This is a genomic window from Streptomyces sp. NPDC052043, from assembly GCF_044548235.1.
GTDB lineage: Bacteria > Actinomycetota > Actinomycetes > Streptomycetales > Streptomycetaceae > Streptomyces.
This window is the reverse complement of sequence record NZ_JBIUBT010000005.1, coordinates 257,762-271,789: the sequence shown is the minus strand read 5'-3', so window position 1 is coordinate 271,789 and position 14,028 is coordinate 257,762. Positions and strand designations below refer to the sequence as shown.

The window sequence follows — 14,028 nt, the reverse complement described above, 5'->3', positions numbered from 1 at the left end:
CCGCGGCACGGTTGGGGAGAAGCGTGAACACGATACGTGAGGTCGACGTGGTCGTCGTGGGCGCTGGTCAGGCGGGTCTGTCCAGCGCCTATCACCTGCGGCGCACCGGGTTCGCGCCGGACCGCGACTTCGTCGTGCTCGACCGCCCCGCCGGTCCGGGCGGCGCCTGGCAGTTCCGGTGGCCGTCGCTGACGTACGGAAAGGTGCACGGGATGCACGCGCTGCCCGGCATGGAGCTGACTGGCGCCGATCCCGCGCGGCCGTCGTCGGAGGTCGTCGCCGCGTACTTCGCCGACTACGAACGCGCCTTCGACCTGCGGGTGCGGCGGCCGGTGGAGGTCACCGCGGTCACGGAGGGCCCCGGTGGGCGGCTGCTCGTCGAGACCTCCGACGGCACCTGGTCGACGCGGGCGCTGATCAACGCGACCGGCACCTGGGACCAGCCGTTCTGGCCGCGATACCCGGGTCAGGAGACCTTCCGCGGTCGGCAGGTGCACACCGCGCAGTACACCGGGCCCGAGGAGTTCGCCGGGCAGCGCGTGATCGTGGTGGGCGGCGGCGCCTCCGGCACCCAGCATCTGCTGGAGATCGCCCCCTGGGCGGCCGCCACCACCTGGGTGACGCGACGGCCGCCGGTCTTCCGCGACGGTCCGTTCGACGAGGGCGCGGGGCGCGCCGCGGTCGCGCTGGTCGAGGAGCGGGTGCGGCAGGGGCTGCCGCCCAGGAGTGTCGTCTCGGTGACGGGACTGCCGCTGAACGACGCCGTACGACAGGGGCTGAAGGACGGGTTCCTGGACCGGCAGCCGATGTTCGACCGGATCACCCCGGACGGGGTGCGGTGGGCGGACGGACGGCACGTGGCGGCCGACGCCATCCTCTGGGCGACCGGGTTCCGGCCCTCGCTGCGCCATCTGGCGCCGCTCGGGCTGCGCGAACCGGGTGGCGGCATCCGCGTGGACGGCACCCGGGCGGTCGCCGACCCCCGGATCCACCTGGTCGGCTACGGCCCTTCGGCCAGCACGATCGGCGCCAACCGAGCAGGCCGCGCGGCGGTCCGCGACATCAGGCGCCTGTTGGAGAAGGAACCGGCCGCCGCGGCGTGACGGCATGGGGCGCCGTCGGCACGAGTCGCCGCGGCACGACCGGTGCGGCCGCCGCGGTGTGGTCGGCACAGGCCACCGTCGACGTGAGCCGCGGCGCGACCAGCGTGGCTGCCGCGGCCGGGCACGGCTCACTTCGCGGGCTCTGGAGTCTCGCCTCTCAGGAGGGCGTTGAACTCCTCCACATTGCGCTGGTGCTCGGAGTAGTCGGCGGTGAAGCGCGTGTCGCCCGGCTTGACGGTGACGAAGTACAGCCAGTCGCCCTGCGCCGGGTTGGCGACGGCGCGCATGGCCTCCTCGCCCGGGCTGTCGATGGGCGTCGGCGGCAGGCCCATGCGCTGGTAGGAGTTGTAGGGGCTGTCCAGCCGGGTGTCCTCCATGCTCATGCGGATCGTGTTGCGGTTGAGGGCGTAGTTGAGGGTGGAGTCCATCTGGAGCGGCATGCCGCGCTCCAGCCGGTTGAAGACGACACGAGCCACCTTGCTCATGTCGGCCTTCGAGGCGGCTTCGGCCTGGACGATGCTCGCGATGGTGACCGCCTGGTACAGGTTCATGGAGTTGCGCTGCGGGCCGGCGGCGACCGGGGCCGCCTTGAACCTCTTGTTCGCGGTGTCGACCATGTAGGACAGCAGGGACCGCGGGGTGGTCTTCTCGTCGATGGGATACGTCGCCGGGAAGAGGTAGCCCTCCGGGTTGCCGTCGGCGGTGCCCGGCAGGTCCAGATGGGCTTCGGCCAGCGACTGCTGTGTGCTGCCGGGGGCCAGGGCGAGAGCCTTGTCGATGGCGGCGTAGATCTGGCCGGACCGCCAGCCCTCGGGGATCACCAGCGTGCGGGGGCGGGCCGAGGCGTCGTAGTGGGTCGTCAGCAGCGGCACCGCCACGGCGGTGCCGGCCAGGACGGCCCCGGTCAGGACCAGGGCCACGCGGCCCCGGCGCGTCAGTCGGGTCGTTCTCCGTGACGGAGTGTTCCTCTGCATGCGGGCACGGTAACCCCCAAAGGGCCGAAAACCCGGCATATCGTCATCTTGTCGGCTCCAGTTGCGCGTCTCGGCGCACCAGAGCCGCGTAGCGTCCGTCGAGTTCCAGCAACTCCTCGTGGGTCCCGCGTTCGGCCGGCCGCCCGGAGTCGAGGACCACGATCTGGTCGGCCCCGCGGACGGTGGACAGGCGGTGCGCGATGGTCAGGGTCGTCCGGTTGGCGGACAGGGAGTCGATGGCCTCCTGCACGGCGGCCTCCGTACGGGTGTCCAAGGCGCTGGTGGCCTCGTCGAGGATGAGGACCGGCGGGTCGCGCAGGATGGTCCGGGCGATGGCCAGGCGCTGCTTCTCACCGCCGGAGAAGCGGTGGCCGCGCTCACCGACGACCGTGTCGTATCCGTCGGGCAGGGCCGCGATGTGGTCGTCGATCTGCGCCGCCTTCGCCGCCGCGCGCAGCTCCTCGTCGGTGGCGTCCGGCTTGGCGAAGCGGAGGTTCTCGGCGACCGAGGCGTGGAAGAGGTACGTCTCCTGGGAGACGACGCCGACCGCGCGGGCGAGGGTGTCGAAGTCGAGGTCGCGCACGTCGACCCCGTCGATGGTGACGCGGCCGCCCGTGACGTCGTACAGCCGGGGCACCAGGTAGCCGAGCGTGGACTTGCCGGCGCCGGTCGGGCCGACGATCGCGAGGCTGCTGCCCGCGGGCACGGTGACGTCGATGCCCTCGAGGATCGGGCCGCTCTTGTCGTCGTAGCGGAAGTCGACGTCCTCGAAGCGGACCTCGCCCTTGACCCGGTCGAGGTGGATCGGGCGCTCGCGCTCGGTGATGTCGATCGGCAGGTCCAGGTACTCGAAGATGCGCTGGAACAGCGCGAGCGAGGTCTGGATCTGCACACCGGTGGACAGCAGGCTGACGGTCGGCCGGAACAGGCCCTGCTGGAGCGAGACGAACGCGACGATCGTGCCGACGGAGACCTGAGGGCCGCCGAACTGGAGGGCGATGCCCGCGGTCCAGTAGATGACGGCGGGCAGGGCCGCCATGACGATCGTGATGACGGCCATCCGCCAGCGCCCGGCCATGTTCGACCTCACCTCGAGGTCGACCAGACCTTCCGACTCGGCGGCGAAGGACTCGGTCAGCGAGGCCGAGCGGCCCATCGTGCGGCCGAGCAGGATGCCGCTGACGGAGAGGGATTCGGTGACCGTGGCGGCGATCGCGGCCATCTGCTTCTGCCGCTGGGTGGTGATCTTCTTGCGCTCGGTGCCGACCCGGCGGCTGATCCAGACGAACACCGGGAGCAGCAGCAGTGAGACCACGGTGAGCCGCCAGTCGAGGGCGACCATCGCGACGACCGTGGCGACCACGCTGGTGACATTGGAGACCAGCGAGGTGGCGGTGGAGGTGACGGTGGCCTGCATGCCGCCGATGTCGTTGGCGATGCGGGACTGCACCTCGCCGGTGCGGGTGCGGGTGAAGAAGGCCAGGGACATGCGCTGCAGCCGCCCGTAGACGGCGGTGCGCAGGTCGTGCATGACCCGCTGGCCGACGGTCGTGGAGATCAGCGTCTGCAGCACGCCGAAGACGCTGTTGAGGACGGCACTGAGGATCATGCCGAGCGCGAGCAGGCTCAGCAGACCGGTGCGGCCCTGCGGGATCGCGACGTCGAGGATCTCCTTCAGCAGGAAGGGCGTGGCGACCGAGACCAGCGAGGCCGCTCCCACCAGCAGGCCGACGATCGCGAGACGGCCCCGGTAGGGACGGAAGAGCCGCAGGATCCGGCGGACCTGCCGCGGCTGTTCCCCGGCGTCGGCGGGTGGGGTCCAGATGGGTTGACGGTCGGGATGCATGGGCTCCTACGGGGGTGGACGGGCGTCGGATCGCAGGTGCGGTCGACGATGACCACCCGATCCTAGCTCACTGTTACCTATACTCACAATGAACGAGGTCCTGGTATGGTGCCCGCATGACCTCCCCCGACCCCGACGGCCTTCTCGCCGAGCAACTGCTGCGGCTCACCCGCCGGGTGCACCGCATCCAGAAGCGGCACCTCGAACAGCACGCCCTGGGCATCACGCCCGCCCAGTCGCGGCTGCTGCGCACCCTGGCGCACTTCGGCGAGCCGCCCCGCATGGCGGATCTCGCCGAGTCCCTGGAGGTCGTACCCCGCGCAGTGACCACCCTCGTGGACGGCCTCGAGGCGAGCGGCAAGGTGCGCCGGGCCCCCGATCCGGCCAACCGCAGAGTCATCCGCATCGAGCTCACCGACGACGGCCGCACGGCCCTGCGTGAGCTGCGCCGCGCCCGTCGCGCCGCCGCGGAGGAGATCCTGGCCCCCCTGACGGGCGAGGAGCGCGAGACGCTCGGCGGACTGCTCGACACGCTGGTGGGCGCGGTGCCCATCCAGGGACGCGGCCGCTGAAGCGCACCTTCGGCACGTCAACGCCGGTCCGGACACGGCATGTCGGCGCCAGGGGCGAGGAGAGTGCTGAGCGGTTCCGCCGGCGGGAAGGCTACTGCCGCAGGTTGGCCTTGTCCCCCATGACGATGACGGGCCTGTCCTTCGGGTCGAGCCTGCGGAGCAGGTACTTCATCGCGGACTCCGGAACACTCACGCAGCCCAGCGTGCCGTCACCGTGGTCCAGATGCAGCCAGATGCCGCCACCCTTGCTCTGACCCAGCGGACGGGTCGGTTCGTCCGGACGGGTACCCGGCAGGCGGTTGTAGTCGATGGCTATGACGTAGTCGAAGTCGTGCCAGTGCGCTTCGTCCCAGGACAGGGGGGAGATGAAGGCGTCCTCGTCCTGGGTGTACGGGAGCAGGGCGCCCGGATCGTCCAGGACGCCACCGGCGTCGGAGAGCGTGAACACTCCCACCGGGGTGCGCTCGTCGCCCTCCTGGTGGTCGGTCGCCCAGCCGCGCTTGCCGTTGTGCGCCGGCCAACTCCTCTGCGGCTCCCACCTGGTGCCGCGCTTCTCGTAGAGAACGAGCGTGGAGTAGGGGGAGGTCTCGTACTCACCGAAGACCGCCACGATCTGCCGGGTGCCGACGGGTATCCGCTCCCACATCCGGTCCCCGATCCCCGGAACCCGGGACCGCACCTCGGGCGCGCCGGGCCGGGCGGTCCCCGTCGGCCCGCCCGGTCTGGGTATGTCGCCGTAGTGGTGGACCTCGTTGGGTGTTCCGCCGCACGCGGCCACCGCCACGAGAAGGAAACCACAGGTCGCCGCCGCGACCGTCGCACGTCCTGCACCGCGAGTCTGCATGTCCTCATCTTGGCCAGGAGGCGCGACATGATTCACCCGAGATTGGCCCAAACGGCCTTACATCCTTCCGATTGGGGCATCTCGCTCGTTGACTCCTGGTCAGAGACCCCTGACGTGGGAGCGGGAACGCGGCGGGCCCGGGCATCCGACGGGTCGGGAGGGAAGCGGCCAATCCCGTTCCCCCCAACGGAAAACCGTTTGCTTTCGACCACTTTGCAACGCCAGGCTGTCACGGCTCGCCCGCCGCCCCGGCGGCAGCCTTCCGCCCCTGACACGAGCCACTGGGACGTCATGCAGATTCAAGACCTTCCGTATCCCGATCCGGGTGTGCCTGACGCACGCTCGGGTCCCCGACTCCTGTGGTGGCTGGGGCGGAACCAGCTGGGCGGCCAGATGCAGGCACTGGCATGGGGACTGCTGCACTTCGCCTCCGTCTCCTCCCTGCCGTTCTGCGTCGGCCTCGCCGTCCAGGCGGTCGTCGACCGTTCGGGTGCGCGGCTGGCCCTCGCCGGCGGGCTGCTGACGGTGGCTTGTACCGGCAACGCGCTCGGCGACACCTATCTGCACCGCGCCGCGGTCACCAACTGGATCACCGCCGCCGCCCGCGTCCAGCAACTGCTCGCCCGCAAGGCCGCCGGGCTGGGCTCGGCCCTGACCCGGCGCGTGGCCGCCGGCGAGGTGGTCGCCGTCTCCACGGCGGACGTCGAGAAGATCGGCTGGTTCGTGGAGGCCGTGTCCCGGTTCACCGCGGCGGCCCTCACCATCGTGCTGGTCTGTGCCGCCCTGCTCGTCTACCAGCCCGCGCTGGGCGCGGTCGTCGCCGTGGGCCTGCCCGCGCTGGCTCTCGCGGTGCTGCCACTGCTGCCCCGCGCGACCCGGCGCGCCGACGTCCAGCGCGAGAAGGCGGGCCGCGCCACCGAACTGGCCTCGGACACCGTCGCGGGCTTGCGGGTGCTGCGCGGTATCGGCGGCGAGGACCTGTTCCTCGACCGCTACCGGCGTGCCTCCCAGGAGGTGCGGCACGCGGCCGTCCGCAGTGCCCGCATGTGGTCCCTGATCGCCGCGATCCAGGTCCTGCTGCCGGGCCTGCTGCTGATCGGGGTCGTCTGGTACGGCGTGCACCTGGCCCGTGCGGGCCGGATCAGCGTGGGCGAACTCGTCACCGTCTACAGCTCCGTCATGGTCCTCACCTATCCGCTGCGGCACTTCGTCGAGATCGCCATGGCGTACTCCTTCTCCCGCCCGTCGGCCACCCGGGCCGCCCGGGTGCTGTCCCTGGAGCGGGCCACCGACGGGACCGGGACACGGGCACCCGTCGTGCCGTCAGGTGATCTGCACGACCCGGCGACCGGCCTGCGGGCGCCGGCCGGACGACTCACCGCCGTGGTCTGCGGCGACCCGGACGCGGCGGGACGTCTGGCGGAGCGGCTCGGCGGCCACCCCACCGAGCCGGGCATCTCCGCGCTGCTCGGCGGCGTACCCCTGGACGAGTTGCCGCTCGACTCCGCCCGCACGGCCGTCCTGGTCCAGGACAAGGACCCGGTACTGCTCTCCGGGTCGCTGCGTGAACTGCTCGACGTGCCCGCCTCGGGGAAGGTCACCGCGCGGGAGGCGCTCACCGCCGCCCAGTGCGACGACGTCCTGGACGCGCTCGCGCAGGCGTCGCCCACCGCCGCAGACCCGATGGACGTCCGGATCACCGAGCGCGGCCGGTCCCTTTCCGGCGGCCAGCGCCAGCGTCTGGCTCTGGCCCGGTCGCTGATCAGCGACCCGGAGGTGCTCGTGCTGGACGAACCGACCTCCGCCGTCGACTCGCACACCGAGGCGCGGATCGCGCAAGGCCTGCGCGACCTGCGGGCCGGACGCACCACGGTCGTGTTCACCTCCTCGCCCCTGCTCCTGGACCGCGCCGACCAGGTGGTACTGGTCCAGGAGGGCGCGGTCGCCGCAGTCGGTGCGCACCGGGACCTGGTGCACACCGAACCCCGGTACCGCGCGGTGGTGAGCCGGGAGACCAAGGAAGACCTGCAAGAGGACCGGCAAAAGAAGCTGGAAGAAGACCTGGAAGAGATGGAGGAGACGGCATGATCGGCGTGGCGCCCCCTGCCTACGACCCGGCGGCCCCGACGACGGCCGACTCCCTGCCTGTCGGCTCCGCCGCGACCGTGCGTTCCTACGTGACCGAGCTGCTGCACCGGCACCGACGTGCCTTCGTTCTGCTCGTCACCGTCAACACCGTCGCGGTGGTGGCCTCCATGGCCGGTCCCTGGCTGCTGGGCAGCCTGGTCGAACGGGTGTCGGACGACACCCGGGAGCTGCATCTGCCCCTCACCGTCGGGCTGTTCGTCCTCGCCCTGCTCGTCCAGGCAGTGTTCGTACGCGAGGTGCGGCTGCGCGGGGCGATACTCGGCGAGCGGATGCTGGCCGACCTGCGCGAGGACTTCCTCGTCCGGTCGGTGGGCCTGCCGCCGGGTGTGCTGGAGCGCGCGGGCACCGGCGACCTGCTCTCCCGCATCACCACCGACATCGACCGGCTCGCCAACGCGATGCGCGAGGCCGTACCGCAGCTGGCGATCGGGGTCGTCTGGGTGGCGCTGCTGCTCGGCGGCCTGGTCCTGACCGCGCCGCCGCTCGCCGCGGCCGTGCTGCTGGCCGTGCCGCTGCTGGTGCTCGGCTGCCGCTGGTACTTCCGGCGGGCGCCGTCCGCCTACCGCTCGGAGGCCGCGGGCTACGCCGCCGTGGCCGCCGCGCTCACCGAGACCGTCGACGCCGGGCGCACCGTCGAGGCACACCGCCTGAGCGAACGCCGCGTCGCCCTGTCCGAACGCCGGATCACGCAATGGACCGCGTGGGAACGCTACACGCTCTGGCTGCGGTCGGTGCTCTTCCCGGTCATCAACGTCACCCACGTCACCGTGCTCGCCTCGGTGCTCATGGTCGGCGGGGTGTTCGTCCTGCGGGGCTGGATCGGGGTCGGCCAGCTCACGACGGGCGCCCTGATCGCGCAGATGCTGGTCGACCCGGTGGGGCTGATCCTCCGCTGGTACGACGAGTTGCAGGTGGCGCAGGTGTCGCTGGCCCGGCTCGTCGGGGTGCGCGACATCGAGCCGGACGCCGGGGACGACTCGCTGGCCCCCGTCGGCCGGGACGTGGACGCGGACCGGGTGCACTTCGGCTACCGGGAGGGCGTCGACGTGCTGCGCGAGGTCTCCCTCAAGGTCGCCCCCGGCACACGGCTGGCCCTGGTCGGCCCGTCCGGCGCCGGAAAGTCCACCCTGGGCCGGCTGCTCGCCGGGATCTACGCCCCCCGGGACGGCCGGATCGCGCTCGGCGGCGCCGAACTCTCCCGGATGCCCGCCGAACGCGTCCGCTCCCATGTCGCCCTCGTGAATCAGGAGCACCACGTCTTCGTGGGCTCCCTTCGCGACAACCTGCTGCTCGCCCGCACGGACGCCGTCGACGCCGAGCTGTGGGCGGCACTGGGCGCGGTCGACGCGGACGGCTGGGCGCGTGCCCTCGACGACGGCCTGGACACCGAGGTCGGCTCGGGCGGTCTTGCCCTGACCCCTGCCCAGGCCCAGCAGATCGCCCTGGCCCGGCTGGTCCTGGCCGATCCGCACACGCTGGTCCTGGACGAGGCGACGTCGCTGCTCGACCCGCGTGCGGCCCGGAATCTGGAGCGGTCCCTGGCGCGTGTCCTGGACGGCCGCACGGTCGTCGCCATCGCCCACCGGCTGCACACGGCCCACGACGCGGACATCATCGCCGTGGTCGAGAACGGCCGCATCAGCGAGCTGGGCGGCCACGACGACCTCGTCGCGGCGAACGGCGCCTACGCTGCCCTGTGGCGTTCCTGGCACGGGTGACCGCACGAACGCGCCCCACCCCGGAGCATGGTGTCCCGCCCCTGCCGCGGACCGCGAGCCGCCCCGCCGCACAGCCTGCGGGCCGCGGTACCTGTCGTCCGCGGTGACGGGTGCGGTGTGCGGCGCGGTGGCGGGCGCGGTGAGGGGCGCCGGGGCCGGCAGGGGCGGCGGGACCGGCTTCGTCGCGGCGGCGGAGGCGATGCCGGGACCGGGCCGGGACCGGTGGTGGACGGGGTATCCGTCAGGCGTCGCGGCCGGTGCCGTTGCGCGGTGCCGAACAGCGGTGGAAGGCTGGAAGGCGGAAAGGGCTCGGGGAGCGCCCGGGAACCGTACGGTTCGTTCCGGGTGTCGGCTGTGCTCCGCGCATCGGCGGCCGCGCTCCGGCCGCGGAGAGAACGGGCCCGTCCCCACCACCTGGAGGTACCCGTGGACAGCGCCGACGGATGGGGAGACGACGTCTACCAGCCCGACGACTCCGAGGTCAGGGAGGACACGGGCGTACTCGATCCGGAGGACACCCTGGTGTACGACGGAGTCGACGACCCCCTGGACCGCGGCTGGTCGCCCCCGGAGCGGCCGTGGGCCGTGGAGCACACCGGCGTGACCGCAGCGGAGCGCCGGCAGGGCGAGACCCTGGACCAGCGCCTCGCCGAGGAACTGCCCGAGCCGCCCGCCTGGGACGGCGACGACATGGGCGACTGCGAGGACAGCGACGGGGAACTCCTGGACAACGAGGTCGGCGCCGCCCGCTCCGGCCGTCTCGTCGCCCCCGACGAGGGAGCGCACGAGGACGACGAGAGCGCCCTGGTCGCCACCGACGTGGGCATCGACGGCGCGGCCGCCTCCGCCGAGGAGGCCGCGATGCACGTCGTCGACGAGGAAAGCCCGCAGGGCTGACCCGGCCGCCCGCGTGCCCTCTCCCACTCCCCCGCCGCACGAGGAGCACCCATGCAGCAGGACAAGCACCCGGACTACCACCCCGTCGTCTTCCGGGACCGCGCCGCCGGCTACGCCTTCCTCACCCGGTCCACCGCGGTCAGTGAGCAGACCATCGAGTGGGACGACGGCGCGACCTACCCCGTCGTGGACGTGGAGATCTCCTCGGAGAGCCACCCGTTCTACACCGGCAAGGCCCGCACGGTGGACTCGGAGGGCCGTGTCGCCCGGTTCGAGCGGCGTTACGGCGGTGGGCAGGGCCCCGGCGGAGACGGGGCCGCCTGACCGGCCGCCGAGAACGGCGGGACGGACCGCCCGGTCGTGCGCCGGGCAGGGCCCGCGCGAGCGCGGGGCCTGAGAGCGGGCGGGACGCCGGGCGCTGTGGACCGCGAGCGCTGCGGGGCTCGGTCGTCAGTCGAAGCTCAACGCGACCACGCAGCTCAGGCCGCCGAGCACCATGAACGCCGGCATCAGCACCTTGAGCTCGACCCAGTCGCCCGCCCGGAACCGCATCGCCTTCGGCGGCCCGATGGGGTACCAGCGCTTGCGGCCCACCGGTATCGGCCACAGGATGGGGCACCCGGAGACGGTCAGCGCGTCGCCGATGTCGTGCATCAGCGCGCCCAGCACGATCGGCAGGCCCAGCCACAGGTACTCCAGGCCCGGAGCGGTGAACAGCCAGTCCGATCCGTGGCCGGGCTGGTCGAGGACGTCCGCCAGGATCCAGGCGCTGGTCGCGGCCAGCAGCCAGACCAGGACCGCGCTGCTGGAGCCGCGGGCCGCCCGCCACAGCAGGCCCTCGATGGCCAGCACCATGTGCACGAACAGAATGGCCAGCACTGCCCAGCGGCCCCCGGTGATCGCCAGGACGGAGGTGCCCGCCCCGATCAGCACCGCCCACAGCCAGGTGTGCGTCAGCGTCCGGTGCCCGCCGGAACGGCGCGGGTCGCCCTGCTTCCGCGTCGCCTTGTAGACGGTGTAGGACAGCTTGTCGACGATCTCGCACAACGCGTGCGAGACGGGTCCGAAGGCCCTGGAGATCGTGGCGGCCTTGTGGTCCAGGTCCGGGGCGAGCGCGGCACCGGCGCAGATCAGCGCACCGACCAGCAGGACCGGCCAGGGCATCGGGTGCCCGGCCGCGGCGACCACGCCTCCGAGGCCGAGCCAGGCCGCCGCCCCCGACAGTGAGTGTGCTGGTCCCATCATGGCCGCTGCCCGCCCCATTCCTCTTGCGCCGCTGTCCAGTTGGCCCGGTGTGCCGATGCCCTCTCGGCGACACAGCGTAGCGTTCTTGATCTTCGGTCCGGCATCCGATTCCCGTCTCGGCCGCGGCGCCAGGCAAGATGGGGGCGTGACCCTCATCGATCAGCTCCCGCCGACCGCCGACCCCGACGCCCTGTACGAGGCTTTCGAATCCTGGGCGCAGGGGCGCGGTCTCACGCTCTACCCCCACCAGGAGGAGGCGCTGATCGAGGCGGTCTCCGGAGCCAACGTGATCGTGTCGACGCCCACCGGGTCCGGCAAGAGCATGATCGCCGCCGGCGCTCACTTCGCCGCGCTGGCCAGGGACGAGGTCACCTTCTACACGGCACCGATCAAAGCGCTGGTGTCGGAGAAGTTCTTCGAGCTGTGCAAGCTGTTCGGCACCGAGAACGTCGGCATGCTCACCGGTGACGCCTCCGTGAACGCCGACGCGCCCGTCATCTGCTGCACGGCGGAGGTCCTCGCGTCGATCGCGCTGCGCGACGGCAAGGACGCCGACGTCGGCCAGGTCGTCATGGACGAGTTCCACTTCTACGCGGAGCCCGACCGAGGCTGGGCCTGGCAGATCCCGTTGCTGGAACTGCCGCAGGCGCAGTTCGTCCTGATGTCGGCCACGCTCGGCGACGTCTCCTTCTTCGAGAAGGATCTCGCCCGCCGCACCGGGCGCCCCACCGCGGTGGTCCGTTCGGCGACCCGACCGGTTCCCCTGTCCTACGAGTACCGGCGCACACCGCTCACCGAGACGCTCACCGACCTGCTCCAGACGCGCCAGGCGCCGGTGTACATCGTCCACTTCACCCAGGCCCAGGCCGTGGAGCGGGCGCAGGCGCTGATGAGCATCAACATGTGCTCGCGCGAGGAGAAGGAGCAGATCGCCGAGCTGATCGGCAACTTCCGCTTCACCACCAGGTTCGGCCGCAACCTCTCCCGCTACGTCCGGCACGGTATCGGCGTCCACCACGCCGGCATGCTGCCCAAGTACCGGCGCCTGGTGGAGAAACTGGCGCAGGCCGGTCTGCTGAAGGTGATCTGCGGAACGGACACGCTCGGCGTGGGCGTCAACGTGCCGATCCGCACGGTGTTGTTCACCGCCTTGACCAAGTACGACGGCAGCCGCGTACGCACGCTGCGCGCCCGTGAGTTCCACCAGATCGCCGGCCGGGCCGGCCGCGCGGGCTTCGACACGGAGGGCTTCGTCTGCGCGCAGGCCCCCGAGCACGTCATCGAGAACGAGAAGGCCCTCGCCAAGGCGGGCGACGATCCGAAGAAGCGCCGCAAGGTCGTCCGCAAGAAGGCACCGGAGGGCTTCGTCGCCTGGTCGGACAGCACCTTCGACAAACTCATCGCCTCCGAGCCGGAGCCGCTGACCTCCCGCTTCCGCGTGACGCACACGATGCTGCTGTCGGTGATCGCACGGCCCGGCAACGCCTTCGAGGCGATGCGGCACCTGCTGGAGGACAACCACGAGCCGCGCAAGCAGCAGCTGAGGCACATCCGGCGGGCGATCGCCATCTACCGCTCGCTGCTGGACGGCGGCATCGTGGAGAAGCTCGACCGGCCTGACGCCGAGGGCCGTATCGTCCGCCTCACGGTCGATCTCCAGCAGGACTTCGCGCTCAACCAACCGCTGTCCACCTTCGCGTTGGCCGCGTTCGAACTGCTGGACCCCGAGTCGCCGTCCTACGCGCTGGACATGGTGTCCGTCGTGGAGTCCACGCTGGACGACCCGCGGCAGATCCTCGCCGCCCAGCAGAACAAGGCGCGTGGCGAGGCCGTGGCCGCGATGAAGGCGGACGGTGTCGAGTACGAGGAGCGCATGGAGCGCCTCCAGGAGATCACGTACCCCAAGCCGCTGGAAGAGCTGCTCTTCCACGCGTACAACACCTATCGCAAGAGCCACCCCTGGGTGGGCGACCACCCGCTGTCGCCGAAGTCCGTGATCCGCGACATGTACGAACGGGCCATTTCCTTCACGGAGTTGGTGTCCTTCTACGAGCTGGCCCGCACCGAGGGCATTGTGCTGCGCTACCTGGCCAGCGCGTACAAGGCCCTGGAGCACACCGTCCCGGACGACCTGAAGTCCGAGGACCTTCAGGACCTGATCGCCTGGCTCGGCGAGATGGTGCGCCAGGTCGACTCCAGCCTGCTGGACGAGTGGGAGCAGCTGGCCAACCCGGAGGAGATGACCGCCGAGCAGGCCCAGGAGAAGGCCGACCAGGTCAAGCCGGTCACCGCCAACGCGCGGGCCTTCCGCGTCCTGGTCCGCAACGCCATGTTCCGCCGCGTCGAACTCGCCGCCCTCGACCAGGTCGGGGAGCTGGGCGAGATGGACGCCGAGGCCGGGTGGGACGCCGAGGCGTGGGGCGAGGCGATGGACAAGTACTGGGACGAGTACGACGACCTCGGTACCGGTCCCGACGCCCGCGGACCCAAGCTGCTCGTGATCAAGGAGGAGCCGCAGAACGGGCTGTGGCGTGTGCGGCAGATCTTCGACGACCCCGCCGACGACCACGACTGGGGCATCAGCGCCGAAGTCGATCTCACCGCATCCGACGCCGAGGGCCGCGCGGTCGTCCGCGTGACCGACGTCGGTCAGCTGTGAGCCAACGCCGACCCGTTCTGAA

Annotated in this window: 11 protein-coding genes; 7 read left to right on the top strand and 4 right to left on the bottom strand. The window is 71.6% G+C overall.

What is annotated here, in order from left to right; translation table 11 throughout:
- Positions 1-23: 23 nt before the first annotated feature.
- Positions 24-1,103 (top strand): NAD(P)-binding domain-containing protein, encoded by a 1,080-nt coding sequence (locus ACIHCX_RS15540; RefSeq protein ID WP_400029526.1) that lies wholly within the window; start codon positions 24-26, stop codon positions 1,101-1,103.
- Between the two features lie 128 nt (positions 1,104-1,231).
- Here the strand turns inward: ACIHCX_RS15540 and mltG are convergent, their stop codons facing one another.
- Positions 1,232-2,077 (bottom strand): endolytic transglycosylase MltG, encoded by an 846-nt coding sequence (gene mltG, locus ACIHCX_RS15535; RefSeq protein ID WP_400029524.1) that lies wholly within the window; start codon positions 2,075-2,077, stop codon positions 1,232-1,234.
- Positions 2,078-2,120: 43 nt separating this feature from the next.
- Positions 2,121-3,923 (bottom strand): ABC transporter ATP-binding protein, encoded by a 1,803-nt coding sequence (locus ACIHCX_RS15530; RefSeq protein WP_400029522.1) that lies wholly within the window; start codon positions 3,921-3,923, stop codon positions 2,121-2,123.
- 116 nt (positions 3,924-4,039) lie between these two features.
- Here ACIHCX_RS15530 and ACIHCX_RS15525 point away from each other — a divergent pair, with 116 nt between their 5' ends.
- The gene (locus ACIHCX_RS15525; protein ID WP_400029520.1) at positions 4,040-4,495 is read left to right on the top strand and encodes a MarR family winged helix-turn-helix transcriptional regulator; all 456 of its coding nucleotides are present in this window, start codon (positions 4,040-4,042) and stop codon (positions 4,493-4,495) included.
- Positions 4,496-4,586: 91 nt separating this feature from the next.
- On the opposite strand, the gene ACIHCX_RS15520 is transcribed toward ACIHCX_RS15525, so the two are convergent.
- Complete coding sequence (locus tag ACIHCX_RS15520) at positions 4,587-5,339, bottom strand: L,D-transpeptidase family protein (protein ID WP_400029518.1); 753 nt, start codon at positions 5,337-5,339, stop codon at positions 4,587-4,589.
- A gap of 291 nt (positions 5,340-5,630) precedes the next feature.
- Between ACIHCX_RS15520 and ACIHCX_RS15515 the strand changes: the two genes are divergently transcribed.
- The 4 genes from ACIHCX_RS15515 to ACIHCX_RS15500 all read left to right on the top strand — a co-directional run bounded on the left by ACIHCX_RS15515 (position 5,631) and on the right by ACIHCX_RS15500 (position 10,426).
- On the top strand, positions 5,631-7,427 hold the full coding sequence (locus tag ACIHCX_RS15515; protein ID WP_400029516.1) for an ABC transporter transmembrane domain-containing protein: 1,797 nt from the start codon (positions 5,631-5,633) through the stop codon (positions 7,425-7,427).
- The gene (locus ACIHCX_RS15510) at positions 7,424-9,205 is read left to right on the top strand and encodes an ABC transporter ATP-binding protein (RefSeq protein WP_400029514.1); all 1,782 of its coding nucleotides are present in this window, start codon (positions 7,424-7,426) and stop codon (positions 9,203-9,205) included. Before ACIHCX_RS15515 ends, ACIHCX_RS15510 begins: the two co-directional genes overlap by 4 nt.
- Positions 9,206-9,631: 426 nt before the next feature.
- Positions 9,632-10,102 carry a DUF5709 domain-containing protein gene (locus ACIHCX_RS15505; protein ID WP_400029512.1) on the top strand — a complete coding sequence of 157 codons (471 nt, stop codon included), beginning with the start codon at positions 9,632-9,634 and terminating at the stop codon, positions 10,100-10,102.
- Between the two features lie 51 nt (positions 10,103-10,153).
- Entirely contained in the window at positions 10,154-10,426 is a 273-nt protein-coding gene (locus tag ACIHCX_RS15500) for a type B 50S ribosomal protein L31 (RefSeq protein WP_400029510.1), read from the top strand.
- A 126-nt stretch (positions 10,427-10,552) separates the two neighbouring features.
- On the opposite strand, the gene ACIHCX_RS15495 is transcribed toward ACIHCX_RS15500, so the two are convergent.
- On the bottom strand, positions 10,553-11,347 hold the full coding sequence (locus ACIHCX_RS15495) for a metal-dependent hydrolase (protein ID WP_400029508.1): 795 nt from the start codon (positions 11,345-11,347) through the stop codon (positions 10,553-10,555).
- 145 nt (positions 11,348-11,492) lie between these two features.
- Between ACIHCX_RS15495 and ACIHCX_RS15490 the strand changes: the two genes are divergently transcribed.
- Complete coding sequence (locus ACIHCX_RS15490) at positions 11,493-14,006, top strand: DEAD/DEAH box helicase (protein ID WP_400029505.1); 2,514 nt, start codon at positions 11,493-11,495, stop codon at positions 14,004-14,006.
- The last annotated feature ends 22 nt before the right edge of the window (positions 14,007-14,028 follow it).